Source organism: Roseibium sp. M-1 (genome assembly GCF_054515675.1).
Genome location: NZ_CM137257.1, coordinates 3711137 through 3733217 on the forward strand (window position 1 = coordinate 3711137; position 22081 = coordinate 3733217).

The following is a 22081-nucleotide window of genomic DNA, read 5'->3' on the forward strand; positions in this document are numbered from 1 at the left end:
AAAAGATCAGAAGGTCAGTCCGATGATCCGGCTCACGCGCTACCTGCCCATTCTCGACTGGGGCAAGAGCTATAACAAGGAAACGGCCACCAGCGATCTGGTGGCGGCCGTGATCGTGACGATTATGCTGATCCCGCAGTCGCTGGCCTATGCGCTGCTGGCCGGACTGCCGCCAGAAGTCGGTCTTTACGCCTCGATCCTGCCTCTGATCGCCTATGCGCTTTTCGGCACCAGCCGGGCGCTGGCTGTCGGTCCCGTGGCCGTCGTCTCGCTGATGACGGCATCCGCCGTCGGCGAACTGGCGAAACAAGGAACGCCGGAATATCTCGGCGCGGCCATCGTGCTCGCCTTCCTGTCCGGCCTCATGCTGATGGCCATGGGCTTCCTGCGGCTCGGCTTTCTCGCCAATCTCCTCAGCCATCCGGTCATTTCCGGCTTCATCACCGCGTCCGGCCTCCTGATCGCCTCCAGCCAGCTGAAACACATTCTCGGCGTCAACGCGAACGGGCACACGCTCTATGACATTCTTGGCTCGATCCTGGCGCACTTGAGCGACGTGAACTGGATCACCTTGATCATCGGCGTCTCGGCGACCGCCTTCCTGTTCTGGGTGCGCAAGGGCCTGAAGAAACTGCTGCTCGGTTTCGGCTTGAAACCCTTTTTTGCCGACATCCTGACCAAGGCGGGACCGGTTGCGGCCGTTGCCGTGACGACCGCGATCTCGGCGGCGTTTCACCTCGGCGAGAAAGGCGTGCGTGTCGTCGGCGACATCCCTTCAGGCCTGCCCATGCCGCAATTGCCAGATTTCGACAGCGAACTCTGGCTGTCGCTCGCCGTTCCAGCACTGCTGATCTCGGTGATCGGTTTTGTGGAATCGGTTTCCGTCGCCCAGACGCTCGCCGCCAAGAAACGCCAGCGGATCGAACCGGACCAGGAGCTGATCGGCCTCGGCGCCTCCAACGTCGCCTCCGCGATTTCCGGCGGTTATCCGGTCACGGGAGGATTTGCCCGCTCCGTCGTCAATTTCGATGCTGGCGCGGCGACCCCGGCCGCGGGCGCCTTCACGGCCGCCGGCATCGCGCTCGCCACCCTCTTCCTGACGCCGCTGCTCACCCACCTGCCGCAGGCAACGCTTGCCGCCACCATCATTGTTGCGGTGCTGTCGCTGGTGGATTTCAGCGCAGTCAAGCGTACCTTCATCTATTCCAAGAGCGACTTCGCCGCCATGGCGGCAACCATCCTGATCACCCTGTTCCTCGGTGTGGAACCCGGCGTCGTCAGCGGGGTTCTGCTCTCCATCGCGCTCTATCTTTACCGCTCGAGCCGCCCGCACATGGCGATCGTCGGCGTGGTTCCGGGGACCGAACATTTCCGCAATGTCGACCGGCACAAGGTGGTGACCGGAGACCGCGTGCTGACGCTCCGCGTCGACGAGAGCTTGTTCTTTGCCAATTCCCGCTATCTGGAAGACCGCATCTATGCGCTGGTCGCCGAGAAGCCCAATATCGAACATGTGGTCCTGATGTGTCCGGCGGTGAACGAAATCGATGCCAGCGCGCTGGAAAGCCTTGAGGAAATCAACCACCGCCTGTCGGACAGCGGTGTCTGCTTCCACCTTTCGGAGGTCAAGGGCCCGGTGATGGACCGGCTGAAAAAGACCGACTTCCTGAAGCACCTGACAGGCCAGATCTTCCTCAGCCAGTACGAAGCGCTATGCGAACTCGACCCGCTCACCGCGCATATCTCCGAAAGCCGGACGCCGAAAAAGGCGGCGCAATCGAACCTCTGGAACGGGCCGGAGATTTAGGACTTGGCGGTTTTCAGCGTGTTGCACCGGTAGAGCGCCATACCGGATTGCCGGCGCGTCCTTCAAAGAGGTTTTTCAAGGACCGGCATTCAAGGAAAAGAAAATCGGAGAGAGCGCGCACCCGCGCCGTTTCGCGTAGCTCCGGATGCGTCAAAAACCAGAGATCGCTCGAGAAATCCTCGATTGGCGCACTGAGGCGGACAAGATCCGAGTTAAGATCTGCAAGGTAACAGGGCAGAAGGCCAAGCCCCATATTGTGCTGAACGGCGCGTTCGAGCGTATGCAGGCTGTTCGCTCTGAGCGCAGGTTCGGCCGCCAGCTTGTGGTCATGACACCACCGGGCCGTTGCAAGGTGTTTCAGATCGTCTCCCGGCACGACAAACGGCGGCCGCGACCGGGCAACGAACGCAGCGAGTTCCCGCTCGTTCGAGATCTCCTGGTCTTCGGGAGCTTCCCTTTCAATCTCTCCTTGAAGTGTCGAGGCGTAGTGGCCGCGTCCGCAATACAGGGCGACGGCGATCCGGCAAAGGATCCGGCCGACGAGGTTTTCCGGAGGCTCGCCGCCCGCGCGCAATGCCGCATCAACCTGTCTCTGGCGAATATCCGCCATGCCGATGCCTGACCGGATATCGAGGCAAATGCCCGGACACTCCTGCCGGAAACGCGACAGAACCGGCATGAGAGGTCCGGCAATGAGCGTGTCGACGGTCGCAAGCCGGATAGTTCCGACAGCTTCCCTGTCCTCATTGGCGATCCTCGCCTCCAGCGAGACAATCTCCAGCTCCATGGTTCCGGCAAGGGCTGCTGCATCCCGTCCGGCGGCAGTCAAGGTCACACCGGTGGTGTCGCGGCGGAAGAGCTGCGTGCCGATGCGCTGCTCCATATCCCTGGCGCGGCGGAAGACGGTAGGCGTACTCGTTCCCAGCACCGCCGCGGCGGCAGCAAACGACCCGGACCGTGCCACGGCCAGAATGAAACGGAAGTCGTCCCAGTTGAGCTTGCTTGGATCGGAATGCTGCATTTCATTTTTGTTACTACGAGTGTTTCAATTCAGCAAGTAGATTGCCAGCATCCAACCGAGGCGAGGCCGATGAGCGCGCATTTGAAACACTACACCTGCAACATGACGGACAGCGAGGAGGTTCCGGGCAACGACATCGGCTCCGACGTCTCCCTGATCTTCAACAGAATGAAAAAACCGGGCCTCGGCCCGGGTCTCCACTGCCATCCCTATTCCGAAACTTTCCTTGTGCTTTCAGGCTCCGTTGAATTCAGGGGCCTTCAAGGAAGCTTTGTTGCCCAGCCCCGGACTGTCGTCGTGGTGCCTGCGCACACGCCGCACCGTTTCACCAGCCTGAGCGATAACCTGGAAATGATCGACGTTCACGCGAACCGGCATTTCATCACCCGCTGGCTTTGAACACTCCCGAAACTCCGTTTCAAACCCTCAGGAAAACGAAAGGAATTTCTCTTGCCCAAGATGATCTTCATAAACCTCCCCGTAACGGATCTGAGTGCCTCCACCGCCTTTTACGAGGCCATCGGATGCGTCAGAAACGCTCAGTTCAGCGACGACAATGCGTCAAGCATGGTCTGGTCAGACACAATAACGTTTCAGCTCCTGGCGTGCGGCTATTTTTCAACCTTCACAACCAGAGAAATCGCGAACGCACACAAGACCTGTCAGGTCCTTCTGGCCGTTTCACTGGATCACAAGGATGACGTCGATCGGCTGATTTCTGCGGGTGAAGGTGCCGGCGGTGACGGCAAGGTCCGTGAGACGATCGATCTCGGCTGGCTCTATAATCGGGCAATTGCCGACCCGGACGGGCATATTCTCGAATTGGTCTGGATGGATTCCACGGCCGTTCCGGCAAACGACGGATAGGAAAAGGTTCTGTTTCGGCGCACCTTCTGTCGATCTTTCGAAATGAGAAACAGCTCCGGACCGGCATTTCGGTCCGGGCGCATTCAGCCCCGCAACCTTCGCTGCCGCCCAGGTGTTTCTACACAAGCGCGGTCGCGATGATCCCGGAAGCCCGCGTCGCCTCCCAGTCAGCGGTTCAATTGAGGACGAACGACGTCAATTGCTGTTCGCCGATTGCAGGACGGGGACGATCTTTTCGCAGAAGCGGAAATGGACCGGAGGTTTTTCGCCTTCCTGCACCAGCAGGCCTTCCGTTCCCCTCGGCTGGACGGTGACCAGCTCGATGGCTTCGCCGCCGTCGTTCAGCATGCAGTTGATCGCCGCCCGCTGGGTGCGTTTGCCGGCTTTTTCCGCGCCATAGACCTGGCAGATCCGGCCCGGGGTTTCCAGGAGGCCGCGGTAGATCGCAATTGTGGACCCAGGCAGGCCGCGATCGATCCGCGGCACCGGGCATTGGTCCGTCTCGCGCACCCAGATCCCTTGCGCGAAATCAGCAAAGCGCAAGTCCAGCGTCCGGCCCTGAAGCAGCGGTGCGGTTCGCGGAACGCCGAACATCAGGTCTCCCTTGCCGGCCAGCGCCGGTCCTGCGGCAGCAACCAGCACTGCGGCCAGCAACACGCTTCGTTTGCAGATGTCCACCCGCTTCCCCCTTCCGGATTGACAAGATGTCCGGGGGATTATGCAATTCAGAACCGGTTCATGCAAATCATCCGAAATATCAACCAGGGCGCGAAGGTACATTTGCATTTTTCGAACAAATGTGGAACAAAAATGGAATGAACACGGACAGCCAGTATAGTACCGGACGGATCCAGCTGGACGACCCGCTGAAGGACGGCCGGCAATCGGACACCGCGCTGAAGGTCTGGCGCGGCACGGCACGGCTCCTGCGCCAGCTGGATTTCGCCTGCCTGGCGGAAGTCACCCTCGCCTCCGCACGGCGGGCGGACCTGCTGGCACTCGGTCCGAAGCATGAGCTCTGGATCGTCGAGGTCAAATCCTCGATCGCCGATTTTCGCGCCGACAGCAAATGGCCAGACTACCGTCAGCATTGCGACAGGCTTTATTTCGCGACCCATCCGGACGTGCCGCTGGAGATCTTTCCGGAAGATGCCGGGCTGATCGTCTCCGACGGTTTCGGTGCGGAAATTCTGCGGTCTGCGCCGGAGCACAAGATCCCCGCGGCAACGCGCAAGGCCCTCACCCTGCGCTTTGCCCGCCACGCCGCCCACCGGCTGCACAATCTGGCGGATCCCGACGGCACGATGCTGTTTGACAGGTTTTAGCCGAAGTCTTTCTGACTTCCCGAAAGGCATCCCGGGCGGAGCGAAGCGCGAGCCGGGACCGGAGAGGCACTTGCCTAAGGCTGTTCACAGGCTCCCCGGTCCCGGATCTTCGCTTCGCTGCGTCCGGGATGACGAACTGAGGGCGTGATCAAACTGGAAAGGCCGCAGCGTACCGCGGCCTCCCCGATTGTTAATCGCCGATCCAAAGATCAAACAAAAAGGTTCACCAGGCTCTCCAGATATTCCTGCTTGCCGGATTTCGGCTGCGGTTCCAGGTTGGAGGCGTGGACGCGTTCGGCGAGGGCCTCCAGCGAAGAGCCGCCTTTCAGTATCTCTGCGTTTTCCTGTTTCTGCCAGCCGGCATAACGCTCGTCGACGAAGCCCTTCAGGCGGCCATCCTCGATCATTGCGGCGGCGGCCTTCAGACCACGGGCAATGGCATCGGCCGAGCCGACATGGGCCTGGATCAGATCGACCGGCTCCAGCGACTGGCGGCGCAGCTTGGCGTCGAAATTGGTGCCGCCGGTGGTGAAGCCGCCGGCCATCAGGATTTCGTAGTAGGCAAGCGCCAGTTCCGGCACGTTCATGCCGAAATGGTCGGTGTCCCAGCCGCACTGATAGTCGTTGCGGTTCATGTCGACGGAACCAAAGATGCCGAGCGTGCGCGCCATGTGCAGCTCGTGCTCGAAGGAGTGACCGGCGAGGATCGCGTGGCCCTGCTCGATGTTCATCCGTACGTCGTTTTCCAGGCCATATGCCTTGAGGAAGCCATAGACCGTCGCGACGTCGAAATCGTACTGGTGCTTGGAGGGCTCCTGCGGCTTCGGTTCGATCAGGATCGTGCCCTTGAAGCCGATCTTGTGCTTGTACTCGACCACCATCTGCAGGAAGCGGCCGAACTGGTCGAGTTCCTGTTTCACGTTGGTGTTGAGCAGGGTCTCGTAACCCTCGCGGCCACCCCACAGAACATAGTTCTCGCCGCCAAGACGATGGGTGACGTCCATGGCGTTCTTCACCTGCGCGGCCGCATAGGCGAAGACATCCGGATCCGGGTTGGTCGCCGCGCCGCCCATGAAGCGGCGGTTGGAGAACATGTTGGCCGTGCCCCAGAGCAGCTTGATACCGGTGGCTGCCATCTTTTTCTCGAAGATATCGGCAATGGCGTTCACGTTGGCGTTGCTTTCCGCCAGCGTCTTGCCTTCCGGCGCGATGTCGCGATCGTGGAAGGTGAAGAACGGCATGCCGAGGATCTGGAACATCTCGAAGGCGACGTCCGCTTTCAGTTTCGCCTGTTCCATCGGATCGCCGCCGGCGGCCATCCAGGAACGGTTGAAGGTTTCGCCGCCGAACGGGTCGTTGCCCGGCCAGCAGAAGGAATGCCAGTAGCAGACGGCGAGGCGCAGATGGTCTTCCATGCGCTTGCCGAGAACGACTTCGTCCTTGTTGTAGTGGCGGTAGGTCAGCGGGTCGCGGCTTTCCGGGCCGGCATATTGGATCGGCTGCAGGGCGCCGAAAAATCCAGTGCTCATGGTGATACTCCTTAGAAACCGGCCTGCTTGAGCGCCGGATAGAGGTTGCGCCAGCGGCTGTAGCCTTCGGCATATTTTTCGGTGAGGGAGGGAACGGGATCGATGCTGGCCTTCAGGGCCGGCTTGGAAAAGATCCCGTCGATGGAACCTGTGGCGGCCGCCTGGCCGAGGCGGGCGGCGCCGAGCGAGCCGCCGAAGTCGCCATCGACCGGGACGTCGACCGGAACGTTCAGGAGGCTGGCGATGATCTGCAGCCAGGCCTCGGAGCGCGAACCGCCACCGACGGCCAGCAGCCGGTCAATTCTGGTGCCGGCAACGCTGAGCGCTTCCAGGCAGTCCTTCAGCGCGTAGGCGACGCCGTCCAGCACCGCATGGACCAGCTCCGCGTCGTCGGTGCCGTGCGAAATCCCGAAGAAACCGGCACGGATGTCGACATCGTTGTGCGGCGTGCGCTCGCCGCCGAGATACGGCATGAAGGCGACCGGCGACGGTGCGTCGACCTTTGTGATCAGGCCCGTCAATTCGCCGGGGCTTTTCTTCAGCACTTTCGAAAGCCAGTTGAGGCTGTCGGTGGCCGACAGGATCACGCCCATCTGGTGCCAGGTGTCCGGCACGGCATGGCAGAAGGCATGGACGGCGCTTTCCACGTTGGGCGAGAAGCGGTCGTTGGTTACGAAAAGCACGCCGGAGGTGCCGAGCGAGACGAAGGCCGAACCCGGATCGACGGCGCCGACACCACACGCTGCCGCAGCATTGTCGCCGCCCCCGCCGGCGACGACCGGCGGCTTGTCGAAACCCCAGCGGGCACAGAGTTCGGGTTTGAGCGTGCCGGACACTTCCGAGCCCTCGACCAGGCGCGGCATGTGCTTGCGGGAGAGCCCGGTCGCGGCCAGAAGCTCGTCGCTCCAGTCTCGCCTGGCGACATCCAGCCACAGGGTACCCGCGGCATCGGACATCTCGCCCACAAAGTCGCCGGTGAACTTGAAGCGGACATAGTCTTTCGGCAGCAGCACCATCTCGGTCCTGGCGAAGATTTCAGGCTCGTTCTCGCGCACCCATTGCAGCTTGGGTGCGGTGAAGCCCGGCATCACACGGTTGCCGCCAAGGGTCAGGAACCTCGGTTCGGCTTTTTCCAGCGCCGTGCACTGTTTACCCGAGCGGCCGTCGTTCCAGAGGATGCAGGGGCGCAGCGGCTTGCCGGCCTCATCCAGAAGCGTGGCCCCGTGCATGTGACCGGAAAGGCCGATGCCCTTGACCGCGACCATGGCCTGTGGCGCTTCGGCCTTCAGCGCATCAAGCACGTTCTCACAGGCCTGCCACCAGCTGTCCGGGTCCTGTTCCGACCAGCCGGAATGCGGCCGTTCCACCGTCAGGGCGGCGGTCGCCGAAGCGATCAGGGACTGGTCTTCGCCGAGCAGGATGGCTTTGACGGAGCTGGTGCCGATATCGAGGCCGATATACATGAGGTGCGTTCCTCAAAATTGATCAAAAAGAATGCCGAGTCCCTTTCTCAAGGGGGTTCGGCATGGATCTTCGCACCGATTTGCCGGAGGGTTAAGCCCCGGAAAGCCGAGCGAAGACCCGCGGGCAAAAACCCGCGGGCCGCGCTGGTTTAACCGACCACGGTGTCGTCCACAAGGGCACCGGGACCCGGGATCGCTCCCGCCGGGCATTTACCGAGGATGATCATGCCGAGGACGTCGTCATCGGTCACATCCGTCGTACGGGCCGTACCGACGAGCTGGCCGTTTTTCATGACGGCGATGCGGTCGCACAGCTGGAAGACATCATGGATGTCGTGGCTGATCAGGAAGATGCCGAGGCCCTGCTTCTTCAGCTCCTGGATCAGTTCCGCCACCATCTGGGTCTCGTGCACCCCGAGGGCCGCGGTCGGCTCGTCCATGATCAGGATCTTGGCGTTGAAATAGACCGCACGGGCAATGGCCACCGACTGACGCTGGCCGCCCGACAGGGCCTTCACCGGCGCATGGAACTTTTTGAAGTTCGGATTGAGCCGGCCCATGATCTTGCGCGTTTCCGCTTCCATGGCATCGTCGTCGACAAAGCCGAGCGGCGAGGTCAGTTCCCGGCCGAGGAACAGGTTGGACGCGGCATCGAGATTGTCCGCCAGAGCGAGCGTCTGGTAGATGGTCTCGATATTCTGCGCCCGCGCGTCGCGCGGCGAGTGGATATGCACTTCCTTGCCGTTGATGCGGATCTCGCCGCTGTCGGCCTTGTAGGCACCGGAGAGGATCTTGATCAGGGTCGACTTGCCGGCGCCGTTGTGGCCGAGCAGGCCCACCACTTCACCCGGGAAAAGATCGACGGAGACATGATCCACGGCCTGCACCCCGCCGAAGGAGATGCACATGTCTTTCATTTCTACGAGAGGCGCGTCCATCTTCAGTCTCCCGTGCGCTTGCGATAGATGATGTCGACCAGAACGGCGAGCACAAGCACGGTGCCGACCACGATGTTCTGCAGCGGAGCGTCGACGCCGACCATGGCCATGCCGGACTGCAGCGACTGCATGATCAGAGCTCCGAGAATGGCGCCGTAGATTGTGCCGACGCCACCGGCGAGCGCCGTGCCGCCGATCACTGCCGCAGCAATGACCCGAAGTTCGTCGAGCGTGCCGATGTCGTTGGTCGAAAAACCGAGACGGGCGGCGGCAACCGCTGCTGCAAGGGCGGCAAGGCCACCCATGATGGCGAACACCTTGACGGTCAGGAAGCGGGTATTGATGCCGGACAGTTCAGCAGCATCAGGGTTGCCGCCGGTTGCGAAGATATAGCGGCCAAGGCGGGTCTGCCGGGCGACGACCGTCATGACGACGGCGACGACGATCAGCAGCAGCACCGAATAGGGAATGCCATAGCCCATGGCCAGGCCTTCCGGCATGGTCTCGCCGCGCGCCTCGAAGATGCGTTCCAGGCGGGCTTCCGGAATGTCGTAGGCATTCAACACCCAGACGAAGCCGAGAATGGCAGCCGACGTGATCACGCCCATGGTGATTTCCGCCCAGACCGGTTTGACCGGGAAGCCGTGCGCGGACTTGCGCCGGCGGGAGGCGAACTGGAGCCACAGACCGGCCGCGACGGCAAGAATGCCGAAGACCCAGGAGCCGGTCTCACCCATCGTGCCGCCGATACCGCCGATCATGGTGAAGGTCTCGTCGAGCGGCCCGATCGTCTGGCCAGAGGTGATGAACCAGGCAACGTTGCGCCAGACCAGCAAACCGCCGAGGGTAACGATAAAGGCGGGAATGCCGAGATAACCGACCATCCAGCCCTGGAACGCCCCGATCGCGACGCCGACGACGACGCCGGCCAGAATGGCGAGGATCCAGATCACCGGATTGCCGAGCCCCAGGAGGGGCGGCAGGACATCCGTCTGGACGACGGCCATGATGGCGGCGACCGTCGCCAGGACCGAACCGACCGACAGGTCGATATGGCGGGTGACGATCACGAACACCATGCCGGTTGCCATGATGGCGACCGAGACAGTCTGGATCGTCAGGTTGAAGATGTTGCGCGGTGTAAGGAACCGGCCGTCCGTGACCACATTGAACACCAGGCACAGGACGATGAACGCCCCGATCATGCCCAGAAGCCTTGTATCCAGCTGCAATGCGGCAAACATGTTTCGTGCTGTCGGGCTTTTGGGCCCTGACAGAGCGGTGTCGGACATCGAGGTTACTCCTGCTTGGAGACCATTGTGCTTACGCATCGGGTGGCCCATCCCGGGGGAGCGGCTTTTTCAGCTGCTGTCCCTGTGATTAGGCCCCGGTCAAGAGTAACCGGGGCCTCGCTTCAAGCGTATTGTTATTAGTTACAGGGAGTCGGGCCGTTTTCCACGCCCTGGCACAGGTCTTCCTTGGAGATCCAGCCCGCGTCGACGACGGCAGACAGGTTGTCCTTGGTGACCGGGAGCGGTGCCAGGAACTTGGCGGTCAGCTCTGTGCCGGACGGCGAGGTCCAGGCGGCTGCGCCATCAACGGCGCCCATGTCGGTGCCACCGGCAAGAGCGACGGCGATTTCACCGGCAGCCTTGCCGAGATCGCGGGCGTCCTTCCACACGGACACGGTCTGGGTGCCCTTGGCAACGCGGTTCAGAGCGGCATGGTCGCCGTCCTGGCCGGAAACCGGAATACCGTCCATGCCCTGGGCTGCGAGAGCCGCGACAACACCGCCGGCAGTGCCGTCGTTGGACGCTACAACCGCGTCGACCTTGTTGTCGTTGGCAGTCAGGATCTGTTCCATGTTGCGCTGCGCGTTCGCCGGCAACCAGCCGTCGGTATAGGCTTCGCCCACGATCGTGATGTCGCCTGCGTCAACCGCAGCCTGGATGATTTCCTGCTGGCCGCCGCGGAGGAAGTCCGCGTTCGGGTCGGTCGGGGAGCCCTTGATCATGACGTAGTTGCCCTTCGGGGCAGCTTCAAAGACGGCGCGGGCCTGCATGCGGCCGACTTCGACGTTGTCGAAGGTCAGATAGAAGGCGCGCGGATCGTCGATCAGACGGTCGTAGCCGACGACCGGAATGCCTTCGTCGGCAGCAGCCTGGACAGCCGGACCGATCGCCTGGGAATCCTGAGCCAGGATGATCAGCGCGGTCGCGCCCTGCGCGATCAGGGCTTCAACGTCGGAAAGCTGCTTTGCGGAAGAGCTCTGGGCATCCGCGGAAATGTATTTCGCACCGGCCGCTTCGAGAGCGCCCTTGATGGCGGCTTCGTCGGTCTTCCAGCGTTCTTCCTGGAAGTTGGACCAGCTCACGCCGACAACGATGTCTTCGGCGTTGGCGAGATTGATCGCGGTTGCGGACAGCAGAACGCCCGCCAGCAAAGTGGTGATTTTACGCATTGCGATGTTTCCTCCAGTTGGCGCAACCGACGTCGAACGGTTGCACCTGAAATGCGTCTGTTGCGAAGCGCCTTGTTGGAGCGCATTCAGATAGGACAACCTTATTGTTATTTTTTTTGGTGCCCGAAAAAAAGTTGCAGGAAAGCGCGGCTCCTGTCAACATGGTTTTGCAAAACACCGATCCGCAGGTCATAAAAGAACTGTCCGGAAGCGGAAAAACCGGGAGAAACCCGGGACAGAGGAAACACCGAGGGAAGAGCTGAGCGAGCATGACACGCAAGGCGGACCGGGATCAGATCCGGCGGCAAAACCGAAGTATTGTTCTACAAGCCCTGCGCCGCGGCGGTCCGATGGCACGGATCGATCTCGGCCAGATCACGCGGCTCAGCCCGGCAACCGTGACTGCCATCACATCCGATCTTCTCGACCAGGGGTTGATCCTGAGCCTGGAGAGCGAAGAGCCGAAAGGCCCGCAGGCGCGCGGCCGGCCACGCACGCTCCTGAAGCTCAATCCGGAGGCCGTCTACACGATCGGTGTGCGCCTTTCAGTCAACAATATCGACCTTGCGCTGGTCAATTTCGCCGGCGAAGTGGTGTGTGACAAACGCAATCATTTCGAAAGCGCCAAGGCAGATGCCGACAGTTTTCCCAAGGCCCTGATCGAGGCGATCCGGCAGTTTCTGCTGGAAGCCGGGATCGGTCCGTCCCGGGTGCGGGAAATCGGTGTCGCCGCCCAGGGTGTCGTTGAAACGCAGACGGGTGTCGTTGCCTGGAGCCCGGCCTTTGCCGGCCGCAAGATCCCGATTGTGGAGCCGCTGCACAAGGCCTTCGGCGCCGAGTGCTACATCTCCAACGATACCAACATGATCACCGAAGCGCTGCACTGGTCGGACCCGAACCGCTACAGCGGCACCTTCGCGGTGATCATGCTCGATTACGGTGTCGGCATGGGGCTCTATCTCAACAACCGGCTCTTTTCGGGCGCCAGCGGCACGGCGGCCGAATTCGGCCATGCCAACCATGTGCCGGGCGGCGCCCTTTGCCGGTGCGGCAAGCACGGTTGCCTGGAAGCCTATCTCTCCGACTATGCCCTGGTCCGGGCGGCCTCGCACTTGCCTGAGGACACGGATCCGGGCACGGTCAAGGCCGGTGTTGCCGGTCTTGCCCGCCTGATAGAATTGGCCGGGTCCGGCGACAAGGACGCCTGCAAGGCCTTCCACGAAGCCGGCCGCGTCCTCGGCTACGGCCTTGCCCGGGTTCTGGCCATGATCGACCCGAAGCGCGTGGTGCTGACGGGTGCTGCCATGCGGGCCTTCTCCTTCATGGAAAAGGGCATGTGGGAAGGCCTGGAAGAGGCGCTTGTCGCCGATCTGAGGAACAACTTCTCCCTCGACGTGATGCCCTGGAACGAGGACTTCATCCGCTCTGGCCTGATCGCCCAGTCGATGGAACGGCTCGACAAGGATTTCCTCGGAACAGCATCTGCTCCGGCGCGCCGCACGGCGCGGCCCGACAGCACGGAGGTGCCCGCATGACCCGTAGTCCCCGTCTCTCCGTTTCGATGCTTGCCCTCACCCTGTCCGTTGCCACCGTGCCTGCGGCACTGGCCGGTCCGGATCTGCCGCCCTGGAGCGAAAACGCGATCCGGCAGGACGTGGACATCAATGCCCTGGCAACCTCGGGTCAGGACCCGATCCCGGTGCTGCAACCGATCGGCAAGGACCTTTTCAAGGCGAAATTCACCACCCTGGACGGGGCCGGGCGGCCCGCGGCAACACAGGCGATCGTGCCGACAAAGGCGCCCCGCAGGCCCGCACAGGCCTTTCAGCGGCTTGCGGGCATGGATGCCAATTCCTGTTCGTCCTGCCACAACGAGCCGGTCATCGGCGGCTCGGCAGCCTTTACCGCCAATGCCTTCATCTCGGAAGGCTTCGAGAGCGCGGATTTCGATTCCACCGATCCGCAGTTCTCCAACGAGCGCAACTCGGTCGCCCTGCAGGGGGCCGGGCTCATCGAGCTGCTCGCCCGGGAGATGACAAGCGACCTGCGGCAACAGCGCAAGGACGTGCTGGCGCAAGCCCGCGCCAGCGGCAAGGCGGAGAAGACCGGCCTGCAGTCGAAAGGCGTCACGTTCGGCACCCTGACGGCCTATCCGGACGGAACTCTGGATGTGTCCGGTCTTGAAGGGATCGACGACGACCTGACCCTGCGGCCCTTCAGCCAGAAGGGCGTTTTTGCGTCGCTGCGCCAGTTTTCCGTCAATGCCACCAACGATCATCTCGGCATCCAGGCAGACGAGCGCTTCGGTCCGGACTGGACTGGCGAGGTCGATTTTGACGAGGACGGCCATATTTCCGAAATTTCGCCGGGACAGATCTCCGCGCTGGTTGCCTTTCAGGTAACCTTGCCGGCGCCGGCGCGGAAACAGGACCTGCCGGATGTCTGGCGTCAGGCCGCCGCGACGGGCGAGGACCTTTTCGGCAGGATCGGATGCGCCGAATGCCACATTCCCGCTCTGCCGCTCGAAAGCCTCGTCTTTCAGGATCCGGGGCCCCTCGATACCGCAGGCACTCTGCGTCAAAGCGATGTCGCAACGCCGCTTTCGCTCGATCTCGGCACGCTGGACTGGGTCAAGGCGCTGCCGCGGGACGGCCAGGGACGGGTTCTCGTGCCGCTGTTCGGCGATCTGAAGCGGCACACCATCGCGGATGCGGCCAACGAAACCTTCGGCAACGAACTGCTCGCGCAGCGCTTCGTTGCCCGGGACGTCTTCATCACCGCGGAGCTCTGGGGCATCGGCAGCACCGCTCCCTATGGTCACCGCGGCGATTTGACGACGCTTGAGGAAGCGATCCTTGCCCATGGCGGCGAGGCGACCGAAAGCCGGAAAGCCTATTCGGACCTGCCCGAAACCGAACGGCAGACCATCATAGCTTTCCTGCGTAGCCTGGAGATCGCGGAATGAAGACCTTCGGCATCTCCCTATTCACCCTGTTTGTGACAACCGCGCTCGCAGCACCGGTGCTTGCGGACGACGCGAGACAGGCTTCCATCGCCCCGGTGCCTCATTTCGTGGAAGAAGCCTCGGCCGCGGGCATCGACCACAGCTATGATGGCGCCTGGGAGTTTTTCGTCGGCGGCGGCACGGCGATCTTCGATTGCGACGGCGACCGGCGGCCTGACCTGTTTGTTGCCGGTGGCAAGAACCCGGCACAGCTTTACCGAAACGAAAGCCCCACGGCCGGCCCGCTGAAATTCTCAGCCCTTCAGACCGGCCTCGACGAAAAACTGGCAACCAATGTGCTCGGCGCCTATCCGCTTGACGTCAACAACGACGACATTCTGGATCTGGTTGTTCTTCGTCTTGGCGAGAACATCATCCTGGAAGGCAAGGGCGGCTGCCGCTTCGACGTTGCCAACCGGGCGCTTGCCTTCGACGGCGGCCGGGAGTGGTCGACCGCCTTCTCCGCGACCTTCGAACAGGACCAGCGCTATCCCACACTTGCCTTCGGAAACTACGTCGACAGGTCCGCGCCAGGCTCGCCCTGGGGCACCTGCCACGACAATTTCCTCTTCCGTCCGCAAGAGGCAGCCGACGGAAGTGTGCGCTATCCGGAGGCATCGCGCCTCACGCCCGGCTATTGCAGCCTGTCGATGCTCTTCACCGATTGGAACCGGTCGGGCGAACCGGCACTGCGGATCTCCAACGACCGGCAATATTACCGCGGCGGCGAAGAACAGCTCTGGGCGGTTGCGCCTGGACGCCCGCCCCGGCCCTACCGCAAATCCGACGGCTGGCAGCACCTGACGATCTGGGGCATGGGCATTGCCTCGGTCGATCTCGATGTCGACGGCTTTCCCGAATATGCGCTGACCAGCATGGGCGACACCAAGCTGCAGAAGCTGGATGTTGAAAGCGACGAGACGGTGCCGGTCTACCAGGACGTCGCCTTCGATCTCGGCGTGACCGCCCACCGTCCCTATGCCGGTGCGGACCTGAAGCCGTCCACCGGCTGGCACTCGGAATTCCAGGACGTCAACAATGACGGTCTCTGGGACCTCTTCATCGCCAAGGGCAATGTCGAGGCGATGCCGGACTTTGCCGCCTACGATCCGGACAATCTTCTGCTGGGCCAATGGGACGGCAAGTTCACCGAGACCGGAGATACGGCCGGGATTGCGCTGAACCGGCGCGGACGCGGCGCAGGTCTCGCCGATCTCAACGCGGACGGACTGGTGGATCTCGTCGTGGTCAATCGCGCGGGCCCCGTCAGCCTGTTCCGCAATGTCGGCAAGGGCACTGCCGACGCGCCCAAACAGATCGGCAACTGGCTCGCCGTCGATATCCGCCAGCCGGGCCAGGCCAACAGGCGCGCCGTCGGCGCCAAGATCAGCGTCAAGACCGGCAACCGGACGATTGTGAAGGACGTACAGGTGGGCGCGGGTCACGCCTCCGGCCAGATGGGGTTCATTCACTTCGGCCTCGGTGTCGCCGAGCGGGCGAGCGTGCGCATCAAATGGCCCGACGGGGACTGGAGCCATGCCTATCGCGTCTTTGCCAACGGCCATGTGATCATCGAACGCGGGGCGGAGAAGGCAAAGCTCTGGTATCCGGAATAATTTTTGTCATCAGTGGAAAACGCCCGCTGGGAAACCAGGAACGGGGGCACACGACCCGAAAAACCTTGTTTTCGCGTATCTTGCGGGCGCTAGCCTGTGCCGTACGGCATCCGAGTTATCCCCAGTACGGGAGATGCGAGCCCTTCGCCGGCGCTTTCGCCACCTCAAGGCGGCAAAAGACACATTTACACCAAAAATTTACCATGTGATTATCGCATGGTTTGCTGGCTTCCAGGGCAATGGGAGGCGGCAACGAGTAAACCAAGGTGGGCAACCGGTATGTTTTCGCTGTTCTTTTTCGGAGCCTTACTCTACGGCGCTGTAACGCTCGTATTCCTGATCATGTCGTCCTCGGAGCTGCTTGAAAGCGGTCTGAGCACGCCAGGCAGGCTCGCAGGCGTTCTGGTGACGTCGGTTTTCTGGCCGGTCACACTCCTGACGGTCTCGTTCCTGGTGCTTAACCAGGCGCTTGCAACAAGACTTCTTCCCCAGTCCGGCACGTCTCCGCTGCACTTTTCGCACCGGTCCCACTGACCCTCTGCCGCGACGGTTCTAGCGGGCGATAGACCTGTCCCAGTGTATCCGGTGAAGGTCTGTCCTTTTTCCCATCGTGCCATTTGATGGGCAGTGGCCGGCATCTTCGATGCAATTGGTCGAACCGCTTCGGTTCAAGACAATTGATGTTGGTGTGGTGATTTTGAAAGTCACTTCACTGGCGAAGCAATCGCCCTCGCGTATTTCAAGTGCGAAACCCACACTGGAAACATATAGTTGCCAGTCACCCAGTGCTGGTTTGGAGGATCGGAATTGGCGGACTGTGTTTTTTGCAGGATTGTCAGCGGCCAGATACCAGCGCACGTCGTTCATGAGGACGATCTTGTTCTGGTCATCATGGACATAGGACACGTCAACCCCGGTCATACGCTGGTTTTGTCGAAGATCCATGTCGAGACGCTCATGGATGCCGACGAAGACCTGGCCGCGCATATGTTTCGCATCGCAAACAGGCTGGCGAAGGCCGTTGAAAAGGCTTTTCAATGTGACGGCGTAACCGTTCTGCAGGCGAACAGACCGGCAGGTTTTCAAACCGTCCCGCATCTTCACCTTCATGTCTTGCCGCGTCTTGCAAACGACGGGGTCGGGCTTGTCTGGCCGGCAAAAAACCCTTCCCAGGAATTGCTTGCCCGATATGCAGCGAGTCTGAAGGGTTTGCTGGACTGATACGCCTGCAACGGCTTTCCATGCCCCGGAACCGCTGATCCGCATGCCATGCCGTAAATTTCATCAGGCATCTTTTTCAGGCTAAGCATCTGTTTTTCAGCAATTTTATTGCTGATTTTTTGCCTCAAGTTTTTAATTGTTCCAAAAAAAATTTGACTAACTGTTCAAATTTTCTTCCAATGCAGATGTGAGCCTCCTCATAAAACGAAGGAGGCCGAGTTTTATAACGATCGCCAACCTTCCGGAGATCTCCATGACCCAGACCAAAGCCGGCCCGGATATTGCCGCCGGGCGCTTGCCTGAGGACGTATACGCAGAGAATTTCAGCGACCTGCACCCGCTGCTGGATGCGCATGAAGCCCATGTCGAAGCGGACCGCTGCTACTTCTGCTATGACGCGCCCTGCATGCAGGCCTGCCCGACCAGCATCGACATTCCGCAGTTTATCCGCCAGATCTCGACCGGCAACCCGACCGGGGCCGCCAAGACGATCTTTGCCCAGAACATTCTCGGCGGCATGTGCGCCCGGGTCTGTCCGACCGAGACCCTGTGCGAACAGGTCTGCGTACGCGAGGTCGCCGAAGGCAAGCCGGTGAAGATCGGCCAGTTGCAGCGCTACGCCACCGACCATTTCATGGAAAGCAATGAAGCGACGCCGTTTACGCGCGCTCCAGCCACCGGCAAGAAGGTCGCCGTCGTCGGCGCCGGGCCCGCTGGCCTTTCCTGCGCGCACCGTCTCGCCGTGCACGGCCATGAGGTTACCCTCTTCGACGCCCGCGCCAAGGCCGGCGGCCTCAACGAATTCGGCATCGCCTCCTACAAGTCGGTCGACAATTTTGCAGCCCGCGAGGTGGAATTCATCCTCTCCATCGGCGGCATCACGCTGAAGACCGGACAACGCCTCGGCGAAAACCTCGACCTGGCGTCGCTCCGGGCCGAGTATGACGCGGTGTTCCTCGGCATCGGCCTTGGCGGCGTCAACGCGCTCGGCCTTGAGGGCGAGGACAAGGACGGCTCCATCGACGCGGTCGACTACATTGCCGAGTTGCGCCAGGCAAAGGACCTCTCCAAGCTGCCGGTCGGCCGCAACATCGTCGTCATCGGCGGCGGCATGACGGCGGTCGATATCGCCGTTCAGACCAGGCTTCTGGGCGCCGACGACGTCACCATCGCCTACCGCCGTGGCCAGGAACGCATGAATGCGTCCGACTACGAGCAGCAGCTGGCACAGACCAACGGCGTCAAGATCCTGACCTGGGCCCAGCCCAAGGCACTCGTTGCCGAGAACGGCGCGATCACCGCGATTGAACTGGAGCGGACCGAAGAGCAGAATGGTTCACTTGCAGGCACCGGCGAGATCGTGACCCTGCCCGCGGACATGGTCTTCAAGGCCGTCGGCCAGACCCTGGTCGCAGCCGACCTTGGCGGTTCGCTCACCCTGGAAAAGGGCCGGATCGTGGTCGGCGCGGACCGCAGAACGAGCCTCGCCGATGTCTGGGCGGGCGGAGACTGCGTCCTTGGAGGCGAGGACCTGACCGTTGCCGCCGTCGAGGACGGCAAGATCGCCGCCGAGAGCATCAACACCGCCCTGAGCGCCTGATTTTTCAGACAGCGCCCGGTGTTTCGGATTTCAAGGGAGAGCCGACATGGCTGACTTGCGTACCAATTTCATCGGCATCAAATCGCCGAACCCGTTCTGGCTGGCCTCCGCGCCGCCAACCGACAAGGAATACAACGTCGTCCGGGCCTTCAAGGCCGGCTGGGGCGGTGTCGTCTGGAAGACGCTCGGGGAAGATCCGGCGGTCGTCAATGTCAACGGCCCGCGCTACGGCGCGATCCATGGCAAGGACCGCCAGCTGATCGGCCTCAACAATATCGAACTGATCACCGACCGGCCGCTGGAAGTGAACCTGCGCGAAATCAAGCAGGTGAAACGCGACTGGCCGGACCGCGCGCTCGTCGTCTCGCTGATGGTGCCCTGCGAGGAGCAGAACTGGATCGATATCCTCCGCCGTGTCGAGGAGACCGAAGCGGACGGCGTCGAGCTGAACTTCGGCTGCCCGCACGGCATGAGCGAACGCGGCATGGGCTCGGCCGTCGGCCAGGTGCCGGAATATATCGAGATGGTCACCCGCTGGGTGAAGCAGCATTCGCGCATGCCCTGCATCGTCAAGCTGACGCCGAACATCACCGACGTGCGCAAGCCCGCCCAGGCCGCCAAGGCGGGTGGTGCGGATGCCGTCTCTCTGATCAACACCATCAACTCCATCGTGGGCGTCGATCTCGACATCATGTCGCCGTCGCCATCGGTTGACGGCAAGGGTGCCCATGGCGGCTATTGCGGCCCGGCGGTGAAGCCGATCGCGCTGAACATGGTGGCGGAAATCGCCCGCGACCCGGCAACACACGGCCTGCCGATCTCCGGCATCGGCGGTATCACCACCTGGCGCGATGCGGCCGAGTTCATGGCCCTCGGCGCCGGCACGGTTCAGGTCTGCACCGCGGCAATGACCTACGGCTTCAAGGTGGTCGAGGACATGACTGCCGGCCTCAGCGACTGGATGGACGAGAAGGGCTACACCTCCGTTGACCAGTTCACCGGCATGGCCGTACCGAATGTTTCCGACTGGCAGTATCTGAACCTCAACTACATCGCCAAGGCCAAGATCAACCAGGATCTCTGCATCCAGTGCGGCCGCTGCCACATTGCCTGCGAGGACACATCCCACCAGGCGATCACCAACATGGTCAATGGCGCGCGCATGTTCGAGGTGATCGACGAGGAATGCGTCGGCTGCAATCTGTGCGTCAATGTCTGCCCGGTGGAAGACTGCATCACGCTGGAGCCGATGGCCGCCGGCAGCATCGACCCGCGCACCAGGAAGCCGGTCGAGAAGGACTACGCCAACTGGACGACCCATCCGAACAACCCGATGGCCGTCAAGGAAGCCGCCGAGTAAGCAGCGACCCGGCGGTCACCTACCACGCGGGCAGGCTCCTCCCCTGCCCGCGTTTTTTATAGCCCGATCGAAAGATCGGGCCTGACAAGCATCAGCCAGACGATTGCGAGCACCGCGAAGAACGCCGGAAAGCCGCAGGCGAACCAGATGCGGTAGAGGCGGTGATAGGCCTTGGGCAGCGCCGACCCGGCTTCTGCCGCCGCGAGCGCCAGTTTGCGCAGGCGGATCTGGATCCAGACCACCGGCAGCCAGAAGATCCCGACAAGGACATAGAGGCAGAGCGACAGGAACACCCAGCCTTCCAGGAGCGGCCAGCCGATTTCGCGTGCCAGAAGATAGCCCGTGACCGGCTGGAAGACAGCAGCTGTTGCCGTGAAGACCGTATCCGCCAGCACGACTATGCCGGCGACATGGGCAATCAGCACCGGACTGCGCGAGCGGTTCGAGATCACCATGAAGAAGGCGATACCCGCCCCCGTGCCGAGCAGCACGCAGGCGCCGATGACATGGGCGAAACGCAGGAGGTCAAGCCACATCAGCGGTCCTCCAGAACCAGGGCAACGAGAAGCGCCAGCATCATGGCGGGCAGGACCTTGACCATCGGACCGAGCGGATCGGCCCAGAGATCCGGCGTCATTACGGTGGCGCCAAGGAGGTAAGCTGCGGAAAGCGCTATCATTCCGAGGCAGGCAGGCCTGCACCAGCGGCGGACGAGCACTGCCAGCCCCAGCGCGATGTCGGCAATCCCTCCTCCCGTCACGGCAAATTCCGCAAATCCGGCCGGGATGCCGCGTCCGGTCAAAATGGCCATAGCCTCGGCATGGGAGAAAAACCCGATCCCGCCGGAGAGCAGCCAGAAAAGCGACAGACAACCGATCGATGCCGGAAGGGCAAGATAAAGGCGCGCAAAGAACCGCTCCTGCGTACTGGCAGGCAACCGTTGCAGGGTCTCGTTCAAGGGAGACATCGGCGCCCCACCGCGCTTCAGCCACTCATCTGGTTTCCCGGTGATGCCGGATTGCAGCGGCCGGAGCGCGTTTGTGCGCAAGGGTGAGCGCCAGCCGAGCCAGCCGAGCGCATCGGCGAGACGGCCGAGCAGCATCACCGGCGCGCGCGGCACGCTCACGCAAATGCGCCAGGGCGCATAGCCAAGCCAGGACCGGACCTTCGCCGTCAGTTCCGGAAAAGTCTGCACGCCGTCTTCCGTCAGGTCGGCCACAAAGCGGCTGCCACGCAGGCCGTCCGCGCACTCGGCAACCGCTTCGGCGACATCATCGACGTGAACGGTCTGGACCCTGGCGCCGGCAAAGATCCGTGCACCGGCAATCGGCAGGGCTGCTGCGGCGCGCAGCAGCGCCGTACCGCCATAGGCTTCCGGCCCCAGAACCAGCACCGGCCGCAGGACGATCCAGTCGAGAGCGGACGCCATGATGATGGCATCACCGTTGGCCTTGGTGCGGAAGAAGGCGGTCGAAGCGTTCGGGGAAACGCCCGCGGCCGAAATCTGGATGAGCCGCGTGTCCGTCTCCGCAAGGGCTTCGACAATGCGGAGGACAGCGGTTTCATGGATGGCGGCAAGACTGTCGCGCGCGCCGTCCTGAAGGGCGCCGGACGCGTTGACGACGATGTCGGCTCCCGCCAGCATCGATTTCCATTCTACCAGGCCGGTCTTGCCGAAATCGCAGTAGACCCAGTCGAGATCCGGGAAGGCCCGCCGGGCAGCAGCCCGGGAGCGGCCGGCACAGGTGACATGAAATCCACGTGCCAGCAACGCCCGTACGCAGGCCGCGCCAATGAACCCGTACGCACCGAGGACGATCGCCTTTTTCATGAACCCGCCTTGTGCAAGGAACCAGGAATTCCGGGAAG

At 62.2% G+C, this 22081-nt stretch carries 21 protein-coding genes; 11 read left to right on the forward strand and 10 right to left on the reverse strand.

What is annotated here, in order from left to right:
* The first annotated feature begins 22 nt into the window (after positions 1-22).
* Positions 23-1807 (forward strand): SulP family inorganic anion transporter, encoded by a 1785-nt coding sequence (locus tag ACX3M4_RS16720; RefSeq protein ID WP_459354134.1) that lies wholly within the window; start codon positions 23-25, stop codon positions 1805-1807.
* A 13-nt stretch (positions 1808-1820) separates the two neighbouring features.
* On the opposite strand, the gene ACX3M4_RS16725 is transcribed toward ACX3M4_RS16720, so the two are convergent.
* A complete protein-coding gene (locus ACX3M4_RS16725; RefSeq protein ID WP_459354135.1) occupies positions 1821-2828 on the reverse strand; it encodes a LysR family transcriptional regulator in 1008 nt (335 codons plus the stop codon).
* A 69-nt stretch (positions 2829-2897) separates the two neighbouring features.
* Between ACX3M4_RS16725 and ACX3M4_RS16730 the strand changes: the two genes are divergently transcribed.
* Complete coding sequence (locus ACX3M4_RS16730; RefSeq protein ID WP_459354136.1) at positions 2898-3227, forward strand: cupin domain-containing protein; 330 nt, start codon at positions 2898-2900, stop codon at positions 3225-3227.
* 51 nt (positions 3228-3278) lie between these two features.
* Positions 3279-3695, forward strand: coding sequence for a VOC family protein (locus tag ACX3M4_RS16735; RefSeq protein ID WP_459354137.1), 417 nt, complete (start codon positions 3279-3281; stop codon positions 3693-3695).
* 195 nt (positions 3696-3890) lie between these two features.
* On the opposite strand, the gene ACX3M4_RS16740 is transcribed toward ACX3M4_RS16735, so the two are convergent.
* Positions 3891-4373, reverse strand: a complete 483-nt coding sequence (locus ACX3M4_RS16740; RefSeq protein WP_459354138.1) for a hypothetical protein — start codon at positions 4371-4373, stop codon at positions 3891-3893.
* A gap of 137 nt (positions 4374-4510) precedes the next feature.
* On the opposite strand from ACX3M4_RS16740, the gene ACX3M4_RS16745 reads away from it, so the two are divergent.
* On the forward strand, positions 4511-5020 hold the full coding sequence (locus ACX3M4_RS16745; RefSeq protein WP_459354139.1) for an MmcB family DNA repair protein: 510 nt from the start codon (positions 4511-4513) through the stop codon (positions 5018-5020).
* Between the two features lie 209 nt (positions 5021-5229).
* On the opposite strand, the gene xylA is transcribed toward ACX3M4_RS16745, so the two are convergent.
* The 5 genes from xylA to xylF form a co-directional block, all read right to left on the reverse strand.
* On the reverse strand, positions 5230-6549 hold the full coding sequence (gene xylA / locus ACX3M4_RS16750; RefSeq protein WP_459354140.1) for a xylose isomerase: 1320 nt from the start codon (positions 6547-6549) through the stop codon (positions 5230-5232).
* 11 nt (positions 6550-6560) lie between these two features.
* Complete coding sequence (gene xylB / locus ACX3M4_RS16755) at positions 6561-8012, reverse strand: xylulokinase (protein WP_459354141.1); 1452 nt, start codon at positions 8010-8012, stop codon at positions 6561-6563.
* Positions 8013-8161: 149 nt separating this feature from the next.
* Complete coding sequence (locus ACX3M4_RS16760) at positions 8162-8929, reverse strand: ATP-binding cassette domain-containing protein (RefSeq protein ID WP_459359448.1); 768 nt, start codon at positions 8927-8929, stop codon at positions 8162-8164.
* Between the two features lie 23 nt (positions 8930-8952).
* Positions 8953-10242, reverse strand: a complete 1290-nt coding sequence (locus tag ACX3M4_RS16765) for a sugar ABC transporter permease (RefSeq protein ID WP_459354142.1) — start codon at positions 10240-10242, stop codon at positions 8953-8955.
* Positions 10243-10379: 137 nt separating this feature from the next.
* Positions 10380-11411: a D-xylose ABC transporter substrate-binding protein gene (xylF, locus tag ACX3M4_RS16770; RefSeq protein WP_459354143.1), complete on the reverse strand. Its 1032-nt coding sequence runs from the start codon at positions 11409-11411 to the stop codon at positions 10380-10382.
* A 269-nt stretch (positions 11412-11680) separates the two neighbouring features.
* Between xylF and ACX3M4_RS16775 the strand changes: the two genes are divergently transcribed.
* The 5 genes from ACX3M4_RS16775 to ACX3M4_RS16795 all read left to right on the forward strand — a co-directional run bounded on the left by ACX3M4_RS16775 (position 11681) and on the right by ACX3M4_RS16795 (position 17252).
* A complete protein-coding gene (locus ACX3M4_RS16775; RefSeq protein WP_459354144.1) occupies positions 11681-12946 on the forward strand; it encodes an ROK family protein in 1266 nt (421 codons plus the stop codon).
* Positions 12943-14376: a di-heme oxidoredictase family protein gene (locus ACX3M4_RS16780; RefSeq protein WP_459354145.1), complete on the forward strand. Its 1434-nt coding sequence runs from the start codon at positions 12943-12945 to the stop codon at positions 14374-14376. The genes ACX3M4_RS16775 and ACX3M4_RS16780 overlap by 4 nt, the downstream gene beginning before the upstream one ends.
* Complete coding sequence (locus ACX3M4_RS16785) at positions 14373-16031, forward strand: CRTAC1 family protein (RefSeq protein WP_459354146.1); 1659 nt, start codon at positions 14373-14375, stop codon at positions 16029-16031. The genes ACX3M4_RS16780 and ACX3M4_RS16785 overlap by 4 nt, the downstream gene beginning before the upstream one ends.
* 279 nt (positions 16032-16310) lie before the next feature.
* Positions 16311-16565, forward strand: coding sequence for a hypothetical protein (locus ACX3M4_RS16790; protein WP_459354147.1), 255 nt, complete (start codon positions 16311-16313; stop codon positions 16563-16565).
* A 273-nt stretch (positions 16566-16838) separates the two neighbouring features.
* Positions 16839-17252, forward strand: a complete 414-nt coding sequence (locus ACX3M4_RS16795; RefSeq protein WP_459354148.1) for an HIT family protein — start codon at positions 16839-16841, stop codon at positions 17250-17252.
* Here the strand turns inward: ACX3M4_RS16795 and ACX3M4_RS16800 are convergent.
* Positions 17138-17380, reverse strand: coding sequence for a hypothetical protein (locus ACX3M4_RS16800; RefSeq protein WP_459359525.1), 243 nt, complete (start codon positions 17378-17380; stop codon positions 17138-17140). The genes ACX3M4_RS16795 and ACX3M4_RS16800 overlap by 115 nt on opposite strands.
* 125 nt (positions 17381-17505) lie before the next feature.
* On the opposite strand from ACX3M4_RS16800, the gene ACX3M4_RS16805 reads away from it, so the two are divergent.
* On the forward strand, positions 17506-18852 hold the full coding sequence (locus ACX3M4_RS16805; RefSeq protein WP_459354149.1) for an NAD(P)-dependent oxidoreductase: 1347 nt from the start codon (positions 17506-17508) through the stop codon (positions 18850-18852).
* Positions 18853-18898: 46 nt separating this feature from the next.
* A complete protein-coding gene (gene preA, locus ACX3M4_RS16810) occupies positions 18899-20212 on the forward strand; it encodes an NAD-dependent dihydropyrimidine dehydrogenase subunit PreA (RefSeq protein ID WP_459354150.1) in 1314 nt (437 codons plus the stop codon).
* A gap of 56 nt (positions 20213-20268) precedes the next feature.
* Here the strand turns inward: preA and ACX3M4_RS16815 are convergent, their stop codons facing one another.
* Positions 20269-20748: a DUF2269 family protein gene (locus ACX3M4_RS16815; protein ID WP_459354151.1), complete on the reverse strand. Its 480-nt coding sequence runs from the start codon at positions 20746-20748 to the stop codon at positions 20269-20271.
* Positions 20748-22043: an SDR family oxidoreductase gene (locus tag ACX3M4_RS16820; RefSeq protein ID WP_459354152.1), complete on the reverse strand. Its 1296-nt coding sequence runs from the start codon at positions 22041-22043 to the stop codon at positions 20748-20750. The genes ACX3M4_RS16815 and ACX3M4_RS16820 overlap by 1 nt, the downstream gene beginning before the upstream one ends.
* Positions 22044-22081: the final 38 nt, after the last annotated feature.